Genomic DNA, 19094 nt, shown 5'->3' with positions numbered 1-19094 from the left:
TCACCTCCCCGCCGGGGCGGCCAGGCCGCGGCCCGCCTCCTGCTCGGCGCGGCGGTAGTTCGCCGCGGTCTGCTTCAGGTTGTCGCCCTGCTTGTCCATCTCGGCGGACAGCTCGTCCAGCAGGCGCTTCCACTCGTCGGTGCAGGAATTCAATTCGCTGCCCGTCAGCCACCCGCGCAGTCCGGCCTCGGCCCCGTCCGAGGCGCCGAGCACCCGCGAGGTCTCCCCGGGCACCTGCGCGGCGAGGCGGCCGGCGGTCTGCCCGGCCCCGTCCAACTCCTCGGGCGCGACCCGGAATCCGCCGCCGCTCCCGCCTGGCTCCACACTCCGCACGCCAATCCCCCGTACCGGTGTCGCTCCGACCGCTTGAGCGGGTCATGCTAGCGAACCGGAACGACGTGAACCCACCCGTTCACCGGATTCGCACCCGTCGCCCGAAGACTTCGCTTGGTGTCGCCTTTGGGTTTCCTTTACCGCGGGGGGCGGGGACGGGCCCCGCTGCGGGGCCGGGGAGGGGACGGGCCGCCGGTTAGGCTGGTGGTCCGCCCGGCAGGGGCCACCGCACGGAACAGGGACCATGGCTGCGCACGCAGGTTTGACGGTCGACCGGATCATCCGGGCCGCGGCCGAACTCGCCGACGAGGTCGGCATCGAGAAGGTCACCGCCTCCGCCCTGGCCCGCCGCTTCGGGGTCAAGGACGCCAGCCTCTACTCGCACGTCAAGAACCTGCGCGAGATCCGCACCCGGGTCGCCCTGCTCGCCTCCGAGGAGCTCAACCGGGAGCTCGCCGCCGCCATCGCCGGCCGCTCCGGCCAGGAGGCGCTGACCGCCTTCGCGGACGCCTACCGGAACTACGCGCTGACCCGTCCCGGCCGCTACGCCGCCACCCAACTCCCGCTCGACCCGGCCGAGTTCACCGACACCGAGGTGTTCGCCCGGAGCGTCGAGCTGACCTACGCGGTGATGCGCCACTACCGCCTCGACGAACCCGACCTGACCGACGCCGCCCGCCTGCTGCGCGCCTCCTTCCACGGCTTCGCCACCATCGAGGCGGCCGGCGGCTTCAACCACCCGCGCGCCGCCGCCGACTCCTGGCGGAGCATCACCACGGGCCTGCACCGGCTGCTGGAGACCTGGCCGCGCACCGCCGCCCCCGACCGGGGCTGAGCCCGCCCCGTTCCCGTTCCCGCAACCGGAGCCGAAGCCGAGCCCCATTCCGATTCCGAAGCCGAACCGGACCATCGTCCGACGGGCCGTCAGGGGTGCAGGACGCGGGCCAGGAAGGCGTCCAGGTTGGCCCGGGCGCGGGCCGCCTTCTGCTCGGCGCTCAGGCTCTCCCGCATCCGGAAGCCGCCCGCCCCGGCCCGCTTGAGGCCGCGCACGTACAGCGAGCAGGCCAGGTCGCCGCAGAAGTACTCGCCCGCCGAGGCGTACCCGTCGCCGCCGGTCCGGCCGGCCCGGCGGGCCGTCATCAGGGCGACGCCGGAGGCGGGGTGGGTGGTCAGGCAGATCGAGCACATCGAGCCGTGCCGGGCGCCGGGGCCGCGCGGGGCCAGCCGCAGCGCGACGCCGACCGTCCGGCCCCCGTGCTCGGCCACCAGGTAGCCGCGCTCCGGTGCGCCGCGGTCCCGCCAGCCGAGGAAGTCCAGGTCGTCCCAGGGGAGTTCGGCCAGATCGCGGGGGAGCGCGGCCCGGCCGGCCTCGCCCTTGGTGCAGTTGACGAAGGACGCCCGGATCTCCGGGTCGGTCAGCGGCTGCATGAGGTCCTCCTCGCTCTCGCGCCTAGGGGTCCTAGGCATTGGCCAAGCTAGCCTAGGCAGGCTGGAGCGCCAAACGATTTGTCGACCGTCCGGTTGTGAAGAATCGATGAGGGCTGTTGCACCTTCAACTAAAAATAGGCAAGGCTTGCCTAAGTTTCAGCTTGTTGTGTGCACGCCCCGACCGGAGGTTCCCCATGCCCCTCGCCGCCCGCGAGACCCTCGACGCCGCCCGCCCCTGGCTGGTCGGCCTGTCCCGCGCCGCGATCGGCCTGCTGTTCGCCTGTCACGGGGCGGCCTCGCTGTTCGGCGTACTCGGCGGCGCCCACGGCGGCGGCACGGTCCCCGTGCTCAGCTGGCCCGGCTGGTACGCGGCGGTGATCCAGCTGGTCGGCGGCGCCCTGGTGCTGGTCGGCCTCGGCACCCGCACGGCCGCACTGGTCTGCTCCGGCTCGATGGCCTACGCGTACTTCAGCGTCCACCAGGCGGAGGGCCTGTTCCCGATCCAGAACGGTGGCGAGGCCGCCGCGCTGTTCTGCTGGGCCTTCCTGGCGCTGGCCGCCACCGGCCCCGGCGCCCTCGCCCTGGACGGCCTGCTCGCCCGCCGCGCGCCCGCCGCCGTGCGGCCGGTCACTGCCTGACGCTCCGTCAGACCGCCTGTCGGGGAAGTTCGTTGATCCGGCCGATCGGGATGTGCACGCTCGGCGTGGTGCGGGCGGTGCTGTCCAGGTGCACCTGCTGGTCGTCGAAGAAGATGTGCGGCCGGAGCACCGCCATGATCGTGCCCTTGTCGATCCCGCCGAGGAAGAACGCGTCGTTCACCCGCACTCCCCACCGCTTGAGGCTGCGCACCGCGCGCTCCTCGGCGGGGGAGTTGCGGGCGGTGACGATCGAGACGTGCACCCGCAGCCGGTAGTCGGCGTTGCGGCGGAGCTCCTCCTCCTCGCGCCGCTGGATGCGGTTCACCCCGGCCAGGAACTCCTTCAGCGGGCCCGCGTCGTGCGGGACGTCCGCGTGCGCCACCTCGTGGTCGCGGAACTTCTCGATGCCCTCCCGCTGGTACACCTGCTCGGCGGCGTCGCTGGCCAGCACCCCGTCGAAGTCGAAGGCGATCCGCAGGTCCGGGTCGCCCTCGTCGTCCGCCGCCCCGAGCGGCCCCAGCACCCGCCCGGCCGGCAGCCCGGCCGCCACCGCCTCCCGGACGTCGCCCTCGTTCGCCGACAGGAACAGCGACATGTTCAGCGCCGGGATGTACGCGTACGGCGCCCGGCCCTGCTGGAAGATCGCCCGGGAGATCGGCAGCTTGTGCGCCCGGATCGAGCGCATCACCCGCAGCCCGGTGTCGGGGTCGTTGCGGGACAGCACGATCACCTCGACCAGCGGGTCGTCCGCCGTCGCCAGGTCGTTCAGCGACAGCAGCCGCTTGACGAACGGGAACGCCGTCCCGGGGGCGAAGGTGACGTCCAAGTTCCGTTCCTGGTACGCCCGGTAGGCTTCCTCGCCGTCCTCGCGGAACACCCGGTCGGACTCCGCCAGGTCGAACAGCGCACTGGAGGCGATCCCGACCACCAGCCGTCCGGCCAACTCGTACGGCACCGCACGGCCCCTTCCGGAGGACATCATTCCGACCGTCGCATTGTCGCACCACGCGTTCGAGCGCCGGTCGACCCGCAGGTCGACCGGCGCTCGACGCCGCCCGGAGTCCGGGCCGATCGGGTGTCAGGGGACGGTCAGGGGACGTAGGAGTGGCTCGGGCCGGGGGCGGGCTCCGGCGCCGGGACGGTCCGGGCCGGGGCGGGCTCCTCGGCGGTGGCAGCCTCGGCCGCCGCTCCGGCCGCCGGGCGCAGCGGCCACCACAGGCCCCGGCCGAGCAGTGCCGCCAGCGCCGGGACCAGGGCCAGCGACAGCACCACCGCCGAGAGCAGGATGCCCAGGGTCAGCGAGAAGGCGATCTGCTCGCTGCCCGGTGTGGCCGCCAGGGTGGCGAAGGAGCCCGCCAGCACCAGGCCGGCCGTGGCGATCGCCGGCGTGGTGTGCCGGACGGCGCGCGCCACCGCGGCCCGGGCCGGACCGGGGCGGCGCATCTCCTCGCGGATCCGGTCGGTGATCAGGATGTTGTAGTCGGTGCCCAGCGCCACCACGAACAGGAACAGCACCAGCGGCAGGGTGAACGACACCCCGGGCTTGTCCAGCCCGTGCTGGAACAGCAGTGCCGCCGCGCCCAGCGTGGCCGCGAAGCCCAGCCCGACCGCCAGCAGCAGCACCGCCGGGGCCAGCAGGCTGCGCAGGAGCAGCAGCAGGATCAGCGCGATCAGCGCCGCCGCGACCGGGAACACCACCGTCAGGTCGTGGTCCACCGCCGTCGAGATGTCCGCGAACACCGCGGCCGTCCCGCCGACGTGCGCCCGCGTCCCGGCGGGGGTGTGCGCGGCCACGGCCGCCCGCAGCGGGCCGGAGACCAGCGCCCGGGCCTGCTCGCTCTGCGCGTCCGCCACCGGGTAGACGTCGATCCGCAGCGCCCGCCCGTCCGGGCTGGCCACCGTCGGCGCGACCTGTCCGACCCCGGCCACCCCGGCCAGCGCCCGGGACAGGCCCTCGGCCCGGCCCGGCTCCACCCGGCCGCCGTCCGTCGCCGCCACGTACACGCTGGTCGGGTCGGAGACGCCGGCCGGCAGCGCCCGGGCGATCTCGGCGGCGGTCGCCGCCGCCGCGGTCCTCGTGTCGCCGCCGAGCCCGTAGTCCATCCGGACCCCGACCGCGCCCGCCGCCAGCGCGCCCAGCAGCGCCACCGAGGCCACCGCCACCGCGGCCGGCCGCCGCGCCACCAGCGCGCCCCAGCGGGCCGCCACCCCCGGACGGGGCGTGCGCAGCAGGGCCTTGGACGGCCAGAACATCCGGCGGCCGCACACCGCGAGCAGCGCCGGCATCAGGGTCAGGCTGCTCAGCAGCATCACCAGGACGGCGACCGCGATCGCCGGGCCGAGCGAGCGGAACTGCCCGAAGGTGGCCACGCCCAGGGTGGCGAAGGCGGCGACGATGGTCAGCGCGGCCGAGGCGATCGCGGTGCCGACCCGGCCGGACACCTCGGCGGCGGCCTCCCGGGCGGACTGCCCGGGCCGGGCCCGCAGGTGCTCGCGGAACCGGAACAGCAGGAACAGCAGGTAGTCGATGCCGATGCCGAGCAGCACCACCGAGATCAGGCCCGGCGTGGAGGCGTCCAGCTTCAGTCCGGTCAGCGAGGCCGCGCCCGCCACCGCGCCGCCCGCCACGCCGCCGATCAGCGCCACCGCCAGCAGCGGCAGCAGCGCCGCCAGCACGCTGCGGAACACCAGCACGTTCAGCAGCACGATCAGGCCCATGATCAGCGCCCCGCCGACCGTGGTGGCGGTCCGGTTGTCGTCCACGCTGTCGACGGTGCCGGCCAGGCTGCCGGTGAAGCCGGTGCGCATCCCGTCCTCGGCGAACCGCTCCCGGGCGGAGTCCCGGAACGCCCGGTAGACGTCCTGCACGCCGGTCTCGCTCGGGTTGCCGGTCAGCTCCACCGCCAGCAGCTCGAAACCGCCGTCCGGCGCGGTCGTCACGGGGGAGACCTTCGGGGTCTGCGAGTGGTCCGGCAGCAGGAAGTCCGGCTCGTCCTTCATCCGCGGCATCACCACCCGGTGCCGGCCCAGCTCGGCGGCCCGCTGCTCGACCTTCCGGTGGTCGGCCGGGGACAGCGGCGCCCCGTCGGCGCGGGCCACCAGCACCGTCACGGTGGAGGCGTCCGAGCGGACGCCGAAGTGGTCCTCGGCGATCCGCAGTGCCGCCGCCGAGTCGTACTTGGCGGGCAGGAAGTCCGCCGTCCCGGAGTCGGTGACACGGGCGAACAGCGCCGGGGCGAGCCCGGCCAGCGCCACGCCCGCCACCGCCCACACGGCGATCACTTTCCAGGCGTGTCTGGTGGCGAAGCGGGTCAGTGCGCGGATCACGGTGGATGCCCTCCGGCTGTGGTGCGGTCCGTGGGCCGGGGGATCCCCGACCCGTGGGCCGGTGTTCCGACCCGGGTACCAGCCCACCAGCCGGACCCCGCCCCGGGCGTCGGGGCGAGGGACGATCCGCACCGGGGCCCGCGCTCCTCCCGCCGCCCCCGACTGGGACCGTGCTCCCGGGTCCGCCCTCCCCGCCTCGCCCCCGAGGAGCACGACCGGGCCGCGCCGCCGGTGCCAGAATGGACGCATCGGGGCTGGTCGGCAGGGGCGGGCCGACAGGCGGAGGGGCGGGCACGGATGGACGGCGGGACGGTTCGAGGCGTGGTCGCGGGCCCGCCGGGGGCCGACCGGTCCGCGGCGCTCTGGACCCAGACCGACGCCATGATCGCCGTCGCGGCCGCCCTGCTGGACGTGCTCGGCTTCCTGCTCCTCGACGCGATGGGCGACGGCGCCGCCGCCGGCCTGCCCGCCTTCCTGCTGCTGGTGCTGTCCGCGCTGCCGCTGCTCGCCCACCGCCGCGCCCCGCTCCCGGCGCTCGCCGCCGTCCTGCTCCTGCAGGGCGCCGCCGACCTGCTCGGGCCCGGCACCCCGCACTTCGGCGCCGTCATGGCGGTCGCCCTCTACGCGGTGGCCCGGGCCGGCAGCATCGGGGTCACGGCGGCGGCCGCGGCCGCGACGGCGCTGACCGCGGTGGTCGCCCAGAGCCACTTCCGGGCGCCGTCCTGGGAGGTGCTGCTGTCCGCGCCGTTCTCCGCGCTGATGGTGGCCTGCGCCGGGTACGCCTTCGGCCGCTGGCAGCGCGAGGTCGCGGCCAACCGCAGCCTGCTCGCGGACCGCGCCGTCGCCGAGGAACGGCGGCGCATCGCACGGGAGTTGCACGACATCGTGGCCCACCACATCACCACCATGCAGCTGATGGCGGGCGGCGCCCGGGCCAACCTCGCCGACCCCGAGGTGGTCCGCGACGCCCTGGTCACCCTGGAGTCCTCCGGCCGCCTCGCGCTGCGCGAGATGCGCCAACTCCTCGACGTCCTGCGGGCCGGCGACGAACCCGACGCCGCCCCGCCCGCGCCGCAGCCCGGCGCCGACGACCTCGACCGGCTCGCCGAGGACTCCCGCCGGGCCGGCCTGCCGACCGCGCTCACCGTCACGGGGGAGCGGCGGGCGCTGCCGCCCACCCTCGGCCTGACGGTGTACCGGATCGTCCAGGAGGCCCTCACCAACGCCCGCAAGTACGCGGGGCCGGGCGCCCGGGCCACCGTCGAACTGGCCTACCGCCAGGACCACTTGACGCTCACCGTGCAGGACGACGGCCCGGGCGGCGCCCCCTCCGCCGGGGGCGGGCACGGCCTGATCGGGATGCGCGAGCGCGTCGCCGTGCACGGCGGCACCCTGCACGCCGGGCCCGGCCCGGGCGGCGGTTTCACCGTCCGCGCCGAACTCCCCCTGACCCCGACTCCCCCTGACCCCCGAGGAAGCGGCCCCGCCATGACACCCATCCGCATCCTGGTCGCCGACGACCAGCCCCTGGTCCGCCGCGGCCTCACCCTGATCCTCTCCCCGGACCCGTCCTTCGAGGTGGTCGGCGAGGCCGAGGACGGCGCGCAGGCCGTCGAGCTCGCCCACCGCCTGCGGCCCGACGTGGTCGTGATGGACATCCGGATGCCCCGCCTCGACGGCGTCGAGGCCACCCGCGAACTCGCCCGCACCCTGCCCGACTGCCGGGTGCTCGCGCTCTCCACCTTCGACCTCGACGAGTACGTGGTCGCCGCGCTCCGGGCCGGCGCCCACGGCTTCCTCCCCAAGGACGTCTCCCCGGAGGAACTCGCCACCGCGGTCCGCACCGTCCACACCGGCGAGGCCGCCGTCGCCCCCCGCCTGCTCACCCGCCTCCTCTCCACCTACGTCCGCACCCCGGGCCCCACCGCCCCGACCCCGCCCGCCGTCAACCCGGACCTCACCCCCCGCGAGATCGAGGTCTGGCGCCTGATCGCCATCGGCCTCGACAACGCCGCCATCGCCGCGGCCATGGACATCAGCCACTCCACCGTCAAGAACCACATCACCAACCTCTTCGCCAAACTCGACGTCCGCGACCGCGCCCAGGCCGTCATCGCCGCCTACGAATCCGCCCTCGTCACCCCGGGCCCCTGACCCGCCCGGGAAGCCGGGGCGAAATATCCGCCCGCTCCGGCCCCGGGGCTGCTACAGTCGACGTAGTTGCAGTAGTGGTTCCCATGAACTTTGTGTGCGCCTGCTGATGTATCGCAGGCGCATTTCTGTTTTCCGGACATTCTCCGGACGGGTCATCATCGCGGCGACTCGGGGTCCGCACGGTGCGGGCTCCGGAAAGCCCCCTGAAGGAGATTTTTTATGGCTAATGGCACTGTGAAGTGGTTCAACGCGGAAAAGGGCTTCGGCTTCATCGAGCAGGAGGGTGGCGGTCCGGACGTGTTCGCCCACTACTCGAACATCAACGCCAACGGCTTCCGTGAGCTGCTCGAGGGCCAGAAGGTCGAGTTCGACGTCACGCAGGGCCAGAAGGGCCCGCAGGCCGAGAACATCCGTCCGCTGTAGTTTTATTCCGCCCGGGCATCCGCCCGGCGGCGAGGGGCCCGCACCGCGTACACGCTCGGTGCGGGCCCCTCGGCCTTGCGCTACGACGCACATCCCCGGCCGTTCAGGCCCCTCGGCCCCGCCACCGGCGGCCATCCCCACGCGAGACGCCCGGCGCCGCGTCCGGGTCGCCGCCCCGCCGTGACATCCCACGGTTCGAGGTTCTTCGCTCCCGCCCCGCTGCGGTGGGCGCCCACCCGCAGGTGACGTGCCGCACGGTTCCACCGTCCACGCCCCGCCCGTCACACCCCCGGCCGTTCCCTTGCGAGCTCCGCCCGGCGCCCCGCGCTGCGGAGCCCCCCTCGTGACGTGCCGCTCCGAGGAAGGTTTCCCGCATGAACCGCTCCAGTCGTTCCTCCCACCAGAACTCCCGCTCCCGCTCCGGCGGCAGCTCCTTCTACGGCGACCGGCCCACCGGCGGCCGCAGCTCCTCCGGCCGCGGCTCCTCCGGCCGCGGCGCCCGTCAGGGCTCCTCCGCGCAGGGCGAGTTCGCGATGCCGGTGAGCACCACCCCGGCGCTGCCGCCCGTCGAGTCCTTCGGCGAACTGGACATGCCCAAGGCGCTGCTGAGCACGCTGACCCGACAGGGCGTCACCTCGCCGTTCCCGATCCAGGCGGCGACGCTGCCGAACGCGCTGGCCGGCCGCGACGTGCTGGGCCGGGGCCGGACGGGCTCCGGCAAGACCCTCGCGTTCGGCCTCGCCGTGCTGGCGCGCACCGCCGGGCGGCAGGCCGAGCCCCGCCGGCCGCTGGCGCTGGTCCTGGTCCCCACCCGCGAGCTGGCCCAGCAGGTCACCGAGGCCCTCACCCCCTACGCCCACGCGGTGCGGCTGCGGCTGGCGACCGTGGTCGGCGGGATGTCGATCGGCCGCCAGGCCCAGGCGCTGAACCGCGGCGCCGAGGTCGTGGTGGCCACGCCCGGACGGCTCAAGGACCTGATCCAGCGCGGCGACTGCCGACTGGACGAGGTCGGCGTCACCGTCCTCGACGAAGCCGACCAGATGGCCGACATGGGCTTCCTGCCGCAGGTCACCGAACTCCTCCAGCAGGTCGCCGAGGGCGGCCAGCGGATGCTGTTCTCCGCCACCCTGGACCGCAACGTCGACCGCCTGGTGCGCCGCTTCCTCCAGGACCCGGTCACGCACTCGGTGGACCCGTCCGCGGGCGCGGTCAGCACCATGGAGCACCACCTGCTGCACGTGCAGAACTCCGACAAGGCCGCCACGATCGCGCACATCGCCTCCCGCGAGGGCGGCGTGATCATGTTCACCGACACCAGGCACGGTGCGGACCGCCTGGTGCGGGACCTGCTCGCCAGCGGCGTGAAGGCGGCGGCCCTGCACGGCGGCAAGTCCCAGCCGCAGCGCAACCGCACCCTGGAGCAGTTCCGCACCGGCCAGGTCACCGCGCTGATCGCCACCAACGTCGCCGCCCGCGGCATCCACGTCGACGGCCTCGACCTGGTCGTCAACCTCGACCCGCCCACCGACCACAAGGACTACCTGCACCGCGGCGGCCGCACCGCCCGGGCCGGCGAGTCCGGCACCGTCGTCACCCTGGTCCTGCCCAACCAGCGGCGCGAGGTCGACCGGCTGATGGCCACCGCGGCCATCACCCCCGTCACCACCCGGGTCAGCGCCGGCGACGCGGAACTGGCCCGGATCACCGGCGCCCGCGTCCCCACCGGCATCCCCACCGTGATCGCCGACCCCGTCGTCGAACGCCCGCGCCGCAGCGCCTCCGCGAACCGCAACCGCCGCCGCCGACCCGCCGGCGCCGCCCGCACCGCGCAGGCCGCCACCGGCTCCCGCGGCGCGGCGCCCAGGCGGGTCGTCCTCGCCGCGTAGCCCGCACCGCGCGGGCCCGGCCCGCGCCGGCGGCCGCCGCCGGTCCACCCCACCCGTGCTCAGACCGCCGCCACACCGGCGGGAGCGACCCGGAGGAATTCGCCCATGACCGTCACCTTTGAACGCCCCGCGACCGCCACCACGGTCGGCGACCTCATGAAACGCCCGGAACTGCAGATCAGCGACGACGTCACCGCCGACACCGCGATGGACATCCTGCACGGCTCCGGTGCGGACCACCTCCTGGTCCGCACCGACGACGGCCGCTGCGCCGGGCTGCTGACCCGGCTCCACCTCGCGCCGTTCCAGACCCGGTCCTGGTACACCGAACGCACCCCGGTCCGCGACATCGTCCACGACCGGGCGCCGTTCGCCACCGCCGGCATGCCGGCCGCCGACGCGTTCGCCGCCATGCGCGCCCGCGGACTGACGGCATGGCCGGTGGTGGACCACGACGGCCACGCCGTCGGCCTGCTCGACGGCTAGTGCCGCGCCAGGCAACCTTCGCCCGTCGCGGCGCCCGGCACGCCCTCTCGCCGCACCGGCCGAAAACCCAAGTACACCCAGTACGAGGGCTTCCGCCCGGCACACCGAGAGCACGCACCGACCGCCGCTCCTTGACGGCAAAGGTTGCCTGACGCGGCACTAGGGCCTGTTTTAAAAGTGCTGATCACAGCCACTCGTTGATGGCTGCGACCAGCACGGTCGCTTCGTAGCGAACGGCGAGTTTGTCGTACCTCGTGGCGACCGCGCGGTGGCGTTTGAGGCGGTTGATCCCGCACTCGACCGCGTGGCGCTCCTTGTAGTCGTCCTTGTCGAACTTCGGTGGCCGCCCGCCGTGGGAGCCGCGTTTCTTGCGGTTCGCGACCTGGTCGCGCTTCTCAGGGATCGTGCAGCCGACACGGCGTCTGCGCAGGTAGGCTCGGTTCGCACGGGACCCGTACGCCTTGTCGGCGCGGACCCTGTCCGGCCGGGTGCGTGGGCGTCCGGGGCCCAGGCGCGGCACGCGGATGCGGTCCAGGACGGCCTGGAACTGCGGGGAGTCGCCGCGCTGTCCGGCGGTGATCACGAGCGATATCAGCTTCTGCGCCTGCTCGACCGCCAGGTGGATCTTGGATGTCAGTCCGCCGCGGGAACGCCCGAGCCCGTGGTCGTCGGGCTCGGTGAAGACGCCGCCAGGTGACTCGACCTGCAGGTCCCCCTTTTACGCGCACCAGCCGCTTGCTGGTGCGCGCGGACGATCGTGGAGTCGACGGAGATGTCCCAGGTGATCAGGCCCTTCGCATCGGCCCGGACCTGGAGCTGCTCGAGAATCCGGTACCACGTACCGTCGCGCTGCCAACGGCGGAACAGCCCGTAAACCGTCTCCCACGGCCCGTACCGCTCGGGCAGGTCCCGCCATGGCATGCCCGTGCGGGTGCGAAACCGTATGCCGTTGATCAGCTGCCGCTTGGCGTGCAGTGGAGGCCGGCCGGGCTTGACACCCAGGGGCAGCAGCGGTTCCAGCACTGCCCACTGGGCGTCCGTCAGATCTCCCCGGGCCATGGAAGGTGATCATCGCATGACCTTGATCCACTTCTGGGAGCGGGCTGCCTCCTTCAGCCGGTCGTCGGAGACGGCTCCACCGGTGGCGGCTCGGATGAGTAGCGAGCCCGGTTGGCGTTGAAATGAGCCAGGTAGTAGGTGACACCGTCGAGGTGCAGCTCCATGGGCGGAGGATCGGTCACCAGACGGGTCCAAATGGACCGGCCGTCTGGCTGCGCCTCCAACTTCGGAGTGTTCCAGGAGCGCGCCCACCTCTCCGCCTCTTCCGGAGACCACAGGAAGCGGGCGGCGGACTCCTTCTCCTTACCGGGCTCCGCCGCTGTCAACGCCCTTACCAGCGCCGGACTGTAGACGGCGCGGACCCGGAAGTTCACGAGGAACCGCCTCCTGATCACGATTCGCGCGTAACGACGGCTGTTCCCCCGGTGGCGTCCGGCCACGATGACGCTTTCACCGCCGTCGCCCCAGCCCGGCGGCGCGACCCACACCTTCGCCCCCGCCGCGAAGTGCCGATGCCCCTGGCGAATCTCCAGCCCGCCTTCGCCCTGGCTGGTCTCCGGGGCGATGTTGGCCACGATGCACAGGCCCAGCGGCTCAGGTCCGGTTCCATCCGTCATGGCTGCCATCATCGCCAGGCCCACGCATGGTGTCGCGTCCTTTTTGTAGGCCAAGCTCGCGGTATAGAGCCATCGCGACACGGGACAGTTGCTGGTCGCAGCCATCAACGAGTGGCTGTGACCAGCACTTTTAAAACAGGCCCTAGCTCCCGCGGGACCAGGTGTCGGCCGCGGCTTCCGGATCGGTCCGGAAGCCGCGGCGTTGTTCATTGATGCGCCGGGCCGCTTCGAGCCGGTTTTCGAGAATGATGATGTGGCAGGCCGCGTCGATCGCGGTGGTGCCGGTCGTCGAGGCGGCGCGGCCCATGGTGCAGGCGGGTTATTCGTCGTCGAACCATCCACCGGCGTGCGCCGGGTTCCTTTTCCGGTTCCGGAGTGCGGCGAACCGCCGTCACCGCTCCCGCCGGTTCGTGTCCGGCGAGCCGTGTCGACTACCGGCTACGAGAAAAGCACTGGCCCCACCCCGCAGTAATTCCTCCTCCGGGCGGCACAGATTTTTCCCCTCCAACAGGAAAGACAGTCTTTCCCCTCGTGTAGGGGCCGGGGCGCGCCGTGCACAACCGGAGGCTGCGGGGCGGCCTACCGGGGGTCCGGCCGCCGGTCGCGGTGGCGCCGGGGGTCGAGCGCGTCGCGCAGGGCGTGCAGGTCGGCGAGGGTGACCTGTTCGGCGAGGCGGGCCAGCAGGCGGCGCAGGCCCCGCTCGTCCCGGTCGCGGACGGCTTCGGCGAGCGCGGCCACCAGTGATGTCCGCCCGTCCAGTGTTGTCCGCCCGTGCGGATCGGCTGCGCGCCCCCGTTCCGCACTCCGAGGCTCTTCCACCGGTCGCCCTCCCGTCCGTCCTGCCGCCCGTGGCCCTGGTCGGGCTCCTGCACACCTCGTCCCACGTCCTGCGGAGCGCAGACTACCTCCGCCCCGGGCGCGGAAAAATCTATGCTCGCCGAAGTAGACATTGCCCCACTGCGTGGTTAGTGTTTCTCTCGTAGGACGCAGTCAGGAAGTAGCCCGACAGACACGAACTGTCGGGAGCAGTTGCAGGAGTTCGCAGGTCGGAACGGTCGTGGGGCACTGAAGCCGGAGCTTGTGCAGGAAGGCGACAGGGTCGATGACCGGGCCGGGCCGCCCGCGGGTATCAGGGGCGGCCAGTGAGCGGTACCAGCAGTCGCGTGACGCGGTATCCCAGCAAAGGCGCCAGGCTGCGGGCGCGCGTGCGGGGAGTCCGGCAGCGGGGTTCCAAGCCGAGCAGGTGAGCAGGACGGGCGACGGGGCTGGTTGTCGGACCGGACGGTCCGTCAGGGCCGTAGCAGGACAAGCAGGTTGGCAGTACCAGTCCATACAGAGGATGAACGGAGGGACAGAGCGCCATCAGGATCGCCCGGCCCGTGATGACTTCACCCGGGCGGACACCGCAGACCCCCTTTTGAGTACGAGGACGGTGGTTTCCGGTCACGCATACGCGATCCCCGCAGGTCCCCTCGCCGGGGGCGGTGCGGAACAAGGAACCCGGCCCAGGCCGGTAGATGGTGTTGTTTCCCCTTCGGGGCCCCGGAGCCGCAATGGCGCCGGGGCCCCTCGACGCGTTCCCCGGGAACCAAGAGAGGTGCAGTGACTACGACGACCGACAAGACCCAAACCCCCGACCCCGTCAGCTCGTTCGACGACGACGACTACCCCGCCTACACCATGGGCCGCGCCGCCGCGATGACCGGCACCACCCCCGGCTTCCTACGGACCCTGGGCGACCAGGGCCTGATCACCCCACTGCGCTCCGAGGGCGGCCACCGCCGCTACTCCCGCTACCAACTGCGCATCGCCATGCGTGCCCGCGACCTCGTCGACCGGGGCACCGCGATCGACGCCGCCTGCCGCATCATCATCCTCGAGGACCAGCTCGAAGAGGCCCTGCGCATCAACGAGGAACTCCGCCGCGTCCGGACCGACCCGGACACCACGGCCGACACCTGACCGGCCGGCCCACCGCCCGGCGCTCCCCGCCGGACCGCACGGTGCCCATGATGCGGGGGGCACGTCTGCGGCCGCCGGGCCCCGGCGGCGCACTGGCCGGGGAGGGGCGGGCCTCCCGCCCGCCCGGGCCGTGCCTGTCGCCCGCCCGGGCCGTGCCTGTCGCCCGCCCGGGCCGTGCCTGCCGCCCGCGCCGCCGCGTTCGTCACCTCCGTCGCCGGGACGGGAGGTACTTCTGGGGGCGAGACGCCGTCAGGCATCGGGGGCGGTACCGGCTTCCCCGGTGTCGCCCCCGATGTGTTTCGGGCGAAGTGCCAAGAAACCGACCGCAGTTGCTCGGCCCAGGGAGTCGAGCAGCGGGTCGAGCAGCTTGACCTCGGTGACCTTGTCGGGCTTGGTGGCGCGCAGGGCCTTGAGGGCCCGGCCGATCCGGCCGTCGAGGAAGGTCCGGGCCTGCTGGTCCTCGGGTTGCGGGGTGGACCGGTCGCCGTCCGGGCCCGCTCCAGGTCGGCGATCCGGGCGCTCGCGCCCGCCGGATGCCGCGGAGCCGCCGGACGGACGCGGTCAGTTCTGTTCGCCCCTGCGGTAGTCGAGGACGACGGTGCCGGAGCCGAAGGCGGTCGTGGCCGCGAGCGTCCAGGTGGCCGCGCCGGCGCCCTCGGGGAACAGCCGCTTGCCCTGGCCGACCACCACCGGGTGGATCCACAGCTTCAGCTCGTCGAGCAGGCCGAGCTCCATCAGCGAGTGCGTCAACTCGGCGCTGCCGTAGACCAGGACGGTCCCCGCGTGGCGTTCCTTGAGGGCGGCCACCTCGGTGCCGAGGTCGCCGCTGACGACCGTGGCGTTCCAGGTGGCCTGCTCCGGCCGCAGGGTGGTGGACGGCACGTACTTGGGGAGGGTGTTCATCCGGACGGCGAACTCGCCCTCGCTCTCCTCCATCCGCGGCCAGGCCGCGGCCATGCCCTCGTACGTGGTCCGGCCGAGCAGCAGGGCATCGGCGGCGAACAACTGCCCGTGCGCGTAGGCGGCGTGGTCGGCGTTGAAGTACGGGCCGGTCCAGACCGGGTTCTCCATCACGCCGTCGAGGGTCAGGTAGGTCAGGGCGACGATCTTGCTCATGCGGTGGCTCTCCAGCTGAGGTGTGGTCGGTCGCGTGCGGTGATGCGGGCCGCATCCCGCCGCGTCCACGAGCCTCGCCAGGGCCGCCGCGCCGAACAACGCCCGATCGGAGAAGGAGGGTTTAGCCCCGCTCAACACCGCGGGCGGCGGCCGGCCGGTCCACCGCAAAGGGCTTGCGCGGCGCCGCCGTGCGTACCCGATACTGGCTCCTCATGATCGACAGCATCCGACACGTCACGACCACGGTGGACCCGAAGAGATGATCGAACGTCTGGAGCTGGAGGCGTTCCTCACGCTCGCCGAGGAACTGCACTTCGGCCGCACCGCAGCCCGGCTCCACGTGACCACGGGCCGGATCAGCCAGACCATCAGGGCCCTGGAACGGCGCATCGGCGCCCCGCTGTTCGACCGGACCAACCGCAGCGTCCGGCTGACCGAGCTCGGGCACGCCCTGTACCAGGACCTGCGGCCCGGGTACGAGCAGATCCAGGCCGGCCTCGACCGCGCGACGGCCGCCGTCCGGCGGGCCACCGAGGAGCTGACGGTCGGCTACGTCGGCGCGGCGGTCGGACAGGTGGCGCACCAGGCGGCCGTCCTGTTCCCCGAACGCCGCCCCGGCTGCCGGGTCCAGGTCCGCGAGGTGCAGATCGTCGAAGCCCTCGACCGCCTCCGGGCCGGGGAGGCGGACGTGCTCCTGCTGAGCCTGCCGCTCGACGAACCGGACCTGGTCACCGGCCCGGTCCTGATCTCCGAACCCCGCATGCTCGCCGTACCCGCCGACCATCCCCTCGCCCGGCAGGACCGCGTGACCACGGAGGACCTGGCCCGGATCCCGCTGCTGCGCATCGCCGGCTCCCTGCCCGGCGCCTGGCCCGCCGACCGGCGGCTCGAACGGACCCCGAGCGGCAGACCGATCGCCGACGGGCCGAAGTTCACCACCTTCCAGGAAGCCCTGCAGCTCATCGGCGCCGGCGCCGGGGCGTACGTCGTCGGGGCCCAGGTCACCCGCTTCTACACCCGCCCGGACACCGCCTACCTGCCCTTCTCCGACGCCCCGCCCATCGAGTGGGTCCCCGTGTGGCTCAAGGCCAACAACACCCCCCTGCTGCGCGCCTTCGCCCGCACCGCCCAGGAGGTCGCCCACCGCATCTACCTCGCGGCCACCCACCACTGACCGTCCGGTAGCGGCCGACGCCTCTTCCCGACCACCTGGGCCTCCCGACCTGGGAAGACGGGCGGGAGCCCTGTTATGGTGCGCCGGTGTCAACGATCAAACAGTTCCAAGTGACCTTCGACTGCGCGGAGCCGGTGCGCCTCGCCACCTTCTGGTGCGAGGTGCTGGGATACGTCCTGCCGGCGGTCCCGGAGGGCTTCACCACTTGGGAGGAGTGCTTCCGCTCGCTCCCGCCCGAGGACGCGGTCTACTTCGCCTGCACCGACCCCGCGGGCGTCGCCCCGCGCCTGCTCTTCCAGCGGGTCCCCGAGGGCAAGACCGTCAAGAACCGGGTGCACCTCGACGTGCGGGCCGGCGCCGGGCTCGTCGGCGACGAGCGCCTGGCCACGCTGGAGGCCGAATGCGCCCGGCTGATGGCGCTCGGCGCGAAGCACGTGCTGACGCAGCGCGCCGACGGCGTCAACGAGTCCTGCATCACGATGCAGGACATCGAGGGCAACGAGTTCTGCCTCGCCTGACCCCGCCGGGGCGGTGAAGCGCCGACCTGCGGAAACGAAAGCCTAACGGAAGATCATTTCACAATCGGTGCACACGCGGCGGCGATGACGATGAGATGTGGTGAGAGGCGCCGAGCGGAGACCACGAGGTCGAGTCGGCAGCCCTCCGTGTGGCGCTACGCGGAGCTGCGGAACCTGGCTCGACGTCACAGATGTAAACGAGGCCGGGCCGTAGCGGTTGGGTGGACAACGACACCCGGCGACCTTGTCCGGGGTTGCTGGTATACATGGCGCCTGACGTCAATTTCTGGGGGTACGAACCACTGATGCGAGTCTTCCTTCAGCCCGCGAAGCTCTCGAAGAAGCTGATCATGGATCACTACCGGGAGACTGTTCTCAGCCCGGTTGATATCGAGAAGCACGCCGACCTGCTGGACGAGCAGGTGAGGAAGCGCTTGAACGATGAGTTCCCTCGGGGTGTAGCTCAGATGTGGGGTGTTGTTCCCGGCAAGGGCGAGCGGAACGTCCATTTCTACCGACAGTTGAAGCCAGGCGACTGGGTGTTCTTCACCGGTGACAACCATCTGTACTTTGGCTGCAGGGTGCGGGTGGTGTGGCGAGACCGTCTCCTCGCAACTCGGCTCTGGGGTACGGACGAGGGAGGCAGCACCTGGGAGTGCATGTACGCGTTCTCCGACGGCAGGACGTTCGACGTCCCTATGGTCGAGATTCGCCGGGTTCTCGGGTGGGAGAACGAGAACCGGCACGTCCGGAACTTCCAGGCGCTGAGTGACAGTGCGAGTGAGCTCCTGCATGATCTGCTCAACCTTGACCGCGCGACCGGCGAGCTGTCAGCGAAGGAGCGGGAAGATGCAGAGAGTGCGCTCAAGGAGTATGACGGGCCGCTCGAGCGAACCGCCCAGCGGGCTTACCGGGCTGAGCAGTCGTTGCTCAAGCAGCAGCTCCTCCCCGGTGCAGAGGGTGAATGCGCACTCTGCGGCCGGACGCTTCCTCGGGCCTTCCTCGTCGCTGCGCATATCAAGAAGCGTTCGGTCTGCACGGACGAGGAGAAGCGAGATTTCCGCAATGTGGCTATGCTGGCCTGCTTGCTCGGGTGCGACGGGCTCTTCGAGCGGGGATTCATCAGTGTCGGAGCGGGCGGCCAAGTCCTGGTGAGCCCAGCAGCCGAAGCCTCAGCTGCGGTTCTGCAGCATGTCAACCAGATCCTCGCGAATCGCACCGTTTCATGGTGGAACCCGGACCGTGAGAAGTACTTCGCATGGCACCGCACCCACTCGTTCAAAGAGTTCACTGTCCGCTGACCCGTCGACCGCCTGGAGGGCTGAGGGCCCGCGTTGACGGGTAGGTTGCCCGTTTGAGGAGATGAGGCAGCGTCGGTAAGTGCAGTACGGTTCCACGATGGAGATCTTGGGCCCGTAGCCAATCCGCCAGCTCGTCGAGGTGTTGGCGGATTGGCAAACTCTCAGCAGTATGTGGCTCAAATGTTCGCTAGATTCCAATCGCGCCCTGGTGGTCCAGGTGTTCAGGGGTGCGCTTCGAGCTTCGCGGCGAGCTCGAATTCATTTCACTTCCATTTCGCGCTGTGAGCCCGCCAGTCCTCGATGCCCGTTCTCGCGTAGACGTCGGAGGGGTGTCTGCGGGTGGTAGTAATGCTCGAAAATGCCTTTGACCTGCGGAAATTCTGGCCCAAGAGGAGATCGCTTCACAACCACTGCGCACGAGGCGGTCTTAACGAATGAAATGCGTCGAGAAGCACCCGAGTTATGACGAAGGGGTCGCGCTGGATGCTCACGGAAGGGCGCGATGTAGTGTTGCCAAGCTTCGAACAGGTTCGTGTTTGGATCCAGGTCGGTCACGTCACCCAGTGAGCCGACTCTTAGCTTGACGTTTAACCTCGAACGTCACCCGACCTGCTGATTTGTAGTTCTTCCGGGGACGGCGGACGCGGCCGTTCTCCATGCTTCGAGATGTCG

Annotated in this window: 19 protein-coding genes and 1 pseudogene; 11 read left to right on the top strand and 9 right to left on the bottom strand. The window is 71.9% G+C overall.

The window, feature by feature from the left end; all coding sequences use genetic code 11:
• Window positions 1–333 carry a type VII secretion target gene (locus ACIOHG_RS35735; protein WP_400957312.1) on the bottom strand — a complete coding sequence of 111 codons (333 nt, stop codon included), beginning with the start codon at window positions 331–333 and terminating at the stop codon, window positions 1–3.
• A gap of 244 nt (window positions 334–577) precedes the next feature.
• Here ACIOHG_RS35735 and ACIOHG_RS35730 point away from each other — a divergent pair, with 244 nt between their 5' ends.
• Entirely contained in the window at window positions 578–1168 is a 591-nt protein-coding gene (locus ACIOHG_RS35730) for a TetR/AcrR family transcriptional regulator (protein ID WP_400957308.1), read from the top strand.
• 89 nt (window positions 1169–1257) lie between these two features.
• Here the strand turns inward: ACIOHG_RS35730 and ACIOHG_RS35725 are convergent, their stop codons facing one another.
• Entirely contained in the window at window positions 1258–1761 is a 504-nt protein-coding gene (locus tag ACIOHG_RS35725; protein ID WP_400957306.1) for an FBP domain-containing protein, read from the bottom strand.
• 194 nt (window positions 1762–1955) lie between these two features.
• Between ACIOHG_RS35725 and ACIOHG_RS35720 the strand changes: the two genes are divergently transcribed.
• Complete coding sequence (locus ACIOHG_RS35720; RefSeq protein WP_400957304.1) at window positions 1956–2399, top strand: DoxX family protein; 444 nt, start codon at window positions 1956–1958, stop codon at window positions 2397–2399.
• Window positions 2400–2406: 7 nt separating this feature from the next.
• On the opposite strand, the gene ACIOHG_RS35715 is transcribed toward ACIOHG_RS35720, so the two are convergent.
• Together ACIOHG_RS35715 and ACIOHG_RS35710 are read right to left on the bottom strand one after the other, a co-directional pair.
• On the bottom strand, window positions 2407–3354 hold the full coding sequence (locus ACIOHG_RS35715) for a 5'-nucleotidase (protein WP_400957302.1): 948 nt from the start codon (window positions 3352–3354) through the stop codon (window positions 2407–2409).
• A 134-nt stretch (window positions 3355–3488) separates the two neighbouring features.
• Window positions 3489–5726 carry an MMPL family transporter gene (locus ACIOHG_RS35710; RefSeq protein ID WP_400957300.1) on the bottom strand — a complete coding sequence of 746 codons (2238 nt, stop codon included), beginning with the start codon at window positions 5724–5726 and terminating at the stop codon, window positions 3489–3491.
• A gap of 297 nt (window positions 5727–6023) precedes the next feature.
• On the opposite strand from ACIOHG_RS35710, the pseudogene ACIOHG_RS35705 reads away from it, so the two are divergent.
• The 5 genes and pseudogenes from ACIOHG_RS35705 to ACIOHG_RS35685 all read left to right on the top strand — a co-directional run.
• Window positions 6024–7118, top strand: a pseudogene (locus tag ACIOHG_RS35705) (sensor histidine kinase); the annotation flags it as partial.
• Window positions 7119–7214: 96 nt separating this feature from the next.
• Entirely contained in the window at window positions 7215–7880 is a 666-nt protein-coding gene (locus tag ACIOHG_RS35700; protein WP_400957380.1) for a response regulator, read from the top strand.
• A 219-nt stretch (window positions 7881–8099) separates the two neighbouring features.
• Window positions 8100–8303, top strand: a complete 204-nt coding sequence (locus ACIOHG_RS35695; RefSeq protein ID WP_030918248.1) for a cold-shock protein — start codon at window positions 8100–8102, stop codon at window positions 8301–8303.
• Window positions 8304–8677: 374 nt separating this feature from the next.
• Window positions 8678–10189 carry a DEAD/DEAH box helicase gene (locus ACIOHG_RS35690; protein WP_400957297.1) on the top strand — a complete coding sequence of 504 codons (1512 nt, stop codon included), beginning with the start codon at window positions 8678–8680 and terminating at the stop codon, window positions 10187–10189.
• A 105-nt stretch (window positions 10190–10294) separates the two neighbouring features.
• Window positions 10295–10675, top strand: coding sequence for a CBS domain-containing protein (locus ACIOHG_RS35685; RefSeq protein ID WP_400957295.1), 381 nt, complete (start codon window positions 10295–10297; stop codon window positions 10673–10675).
• 184 nt (window positions 10676–10859) lie between these two features.
• Here ACIOHG_RS35685 and ACIOHG_RS35680 read toward each other — a convergent pair.
• The 4 genes from ACIOHG_RS35680 to ACIOHG_RS35665 all read right to left on the bottom strand — a co-directional run bounded on the left by ACIOHG_RS35680 (window position 10860) and on the right by ACIOHG_RS35665 (window position 13089).
• Window positions 10860–11734, bottom strand: a protein-coding gene (locus ACIOHG_RS35680) for an IS5 family transposase (RefSeq protein ID WP_400957292.1) whose coding sequence is annotated in 2 segments (ribosomal slippage) — window positions 10860–11342 and window positions 11345–11734 — 873 coding nt in all. Because the reading frame shifts where the segments join, the coding sequence is not laid out codon by codon here.
• A 53-nt stretch (window positions 11735–11787) separates the two neighbouring features.
• Window positions 11788–12456, bottom strand: coding sequence for a hypothetical protein (locus ACIOHG_RS35675; protein ID WP_400957289.1), 669 nt, complete (start codon window positions 12454–12456; stop codon window positions 11788–11790).
• 37 nt (window positions 12457–12493) lie between these two features.
• Window positions 12494–12658 carry a hypothetical protein gene (locus ACIOHG_RS35670; RefSeq protein ID WP_400957287.1) on the bottom strand — a complete coding sequence of 55 codons (165 nt, stop codon included), beginning with the start codon at window positions 12656–12658 and terminating at the stop codon, window positions 12494–12496.
• A 272-nt stretch (window positions 12659–12930) separates the two neighbouring features.
• The gene (locus tag ACIOHG_RS35665) at window positions 12931–13089 is read right to left on the bottom strand and encodes a hypothetical protein (RefSeq protein WP_400957284.1); all 159 of its coding nucleotides are present in this window, start codon (window positions 13087–13089) and stop codon (window positions 12931–12933) included.
• Between the two features lie 942 nt (window positions 13090–14031).
• Here ACIOHG_RS35665 and ACIOHG_RS35660 point away from each other — a divergent pair.
• Complete coding sequence (locus tag ACIOHG_RS35660) at window positions 14032–14313, top strand: MerR family transcriptional regulator (protein WP_400957378.1); 282 nt, start codon at window positions 14032–14034, stop codon at window positions 14311–14313.
• A 561-nt stretch (window positions 14314–14874) separates the two neighbouring features.
• Here ACIOHG_RS35660 and ACIOHG_RS35655 read toward each other — a convergent pair.
• The gene (locus ACIOHG_RS35655; protein WP_400957281.1) at window positions 14875–15429 is read right to left on the bottom strand and encodes a dihydrofolate reductase family protein; all 555 of its coding nucleotides are present in this window, start codon (window positions 15427–15429) and stop codon (window positions 14875–14877) included.
• 259 nt (window positions 15430–15688) lie between these two features.
• Between ACIOHG_RS35655 and ACIOHG_RS35650 the strand changes: the two genes are divergently transcribed.
• The 3 genes from ACIOHG_RS35650 to ACIOHG_RS35640 all read left to right on the top strand — a co-directional run bounded on the left by ACIOHG_RS35650 (window position 15689) and on the right by ACIOHG_RS35640 (window position 18422).
• Window positions 15689–16603, top strand: coding sequence for a LysR substrate-binding domain-containing protein (locus tag ACIOHG_RS35650; protein WP_400957279.1), 915 nt, complete (start codon window positions 15689–15691; stop codon window positions 16601–16603).
• Window positions 16604–16689: 86 nt separating this feature from the next.
• Window positions 16690–17121, top strand: a complete 432-nt coding sequence (locus tag ACIOHG_RS35645) for a VOC family protein (protein WP_400957277.1) — start codon at window positions 16690–16692, stop codon at window positions 17119–17121.
• Between the two features lie 305 nt (window positions 17122–17426).
• Entirely contained in the window at window positions 17427–18422 is a 996-nt protein-coding gene (locus ACIOHG_RS35640) for a hypothetical protein (protein WP_400957274.1), read from the top strand.
• Window positions 18423–19094: the final 672 nt, after the last annotated feature.

This window comes from Kitasatospora sp. NPDC088134, from assembly GCF_044741705.1.
Taxonomy (GTDB): domain Bacteria; phylum Actinomycetota; class Actinomycetes; order Streptomycetales; family Streptomycetaceae; genus Kitasatospora.
The sequence above is the reverse complement of the archived record's forward strand: the minus strand, read 5'-3'. Positions and strand labels throughout refer to the sequence as shown.

What these genes read in the sequence shown, in the direction of transcription:
- ACIOHG_RS35730 (WP_400957308.1), top strand. Translation starts at nt 578, where the DNA reads ATGGCTGCGCACGCAGGTTTGACGGTCGACCGGATCATCCGGGCCGCG.
- ACIOHG_RS35725 (WP_400957306.1), bottom strand. Translation starts at nt 1,761, where the DNA reads ATGCAGCCGCTGACCGACCCGGAGATCCGGGCGTCCTTCGTCAACTGC.
- ACIOHG_RS35720 (WP_400957304.1), top strand. Translation starts at nt 1,956, where the DNA reads ATGCCCCTCGCCGCCCGCGAGACCCTCGACGCCGCCCGCCCCTGGCTG.
- ACIOHG_RS35700 (WP_400957380.1), top strand. Translation starts at nt 7,215, where the DNA reads ATGACACCCATCCGCATCCTGGTCGCCGACGACCAGCCCCTGGTCCGC.
- ACIOHG_RS35695 (WP_030918248.1), top strand. Translation starts at nt 8,100, where the DNA reads ATGGCTAATGGCACTGTGAAGTGGTTCAACGCGGAAAAGGGCTTCGGC.
- ACIOHG_RS35690 (WP_400957297.1), top strand. Translation starts at nt 8,678, where the DNA reads ATGAACCGCTCCAGTCGTTCCTCCCACCAGAACTCCCGCTCCCGCTCC.
- ACIOHG_RS35685 (WP_400957295.1), top strand. Translation starts at nt 10,295, where the DNA reads ATGACCGTCACCTTTGAACGCCCCGCGACCGCCACCACGGTCGGCGAC.
- ACIOHG_RS35675 (WP_400957289.1), bottom strand. Translation starts at nt 12,456, where the DNA reads ATGGCTGCGACCAGCAACTGTCCCGTGTCGCGATGGCTCTATACCGCG.
- ACIOHG_RS35670 (WP_400957287.1), bottom strand. Translation starts at nt 12,658, where the DNA reads ATGGGCCGCGCCGCCTCGACGACCGGCACCACCGCGATCGACGCGGCC.
- ACIOHG_RS35660 (WP_400957378.1), top strand. Translation starts at nt 14,032, where the DNA reads ATGGGCCGCGCCGCCGCGATGACCGGCACCACCCCCGGCTTCCTACGG.
- ACIOHG_RS35655 (WP_400957281.1), bottom strand. Translation starts at nt 15,429, where the DNA reads ATGAGCAAGATCGTCGCCCTGACCTACCTGACCCTCGACGGCGTGATG.
- ACIOHG_RS35650 (WP_400957279.1), top strand. Translation starts at nt 15,689, where the DNA reads ATGATCGAACGTCTGGAGCTGGAGGCGTTCCTCACGCTCGCCGAGGAA.
- ACIOHG_RS35640 (WP_400957274.1), top strand. Translation starts at nt 17,427, where the DNA reads ATGCGAGTCTTCCTTCAGCCCGCGAAGCTCTCGAAGAAGCTGATCATG.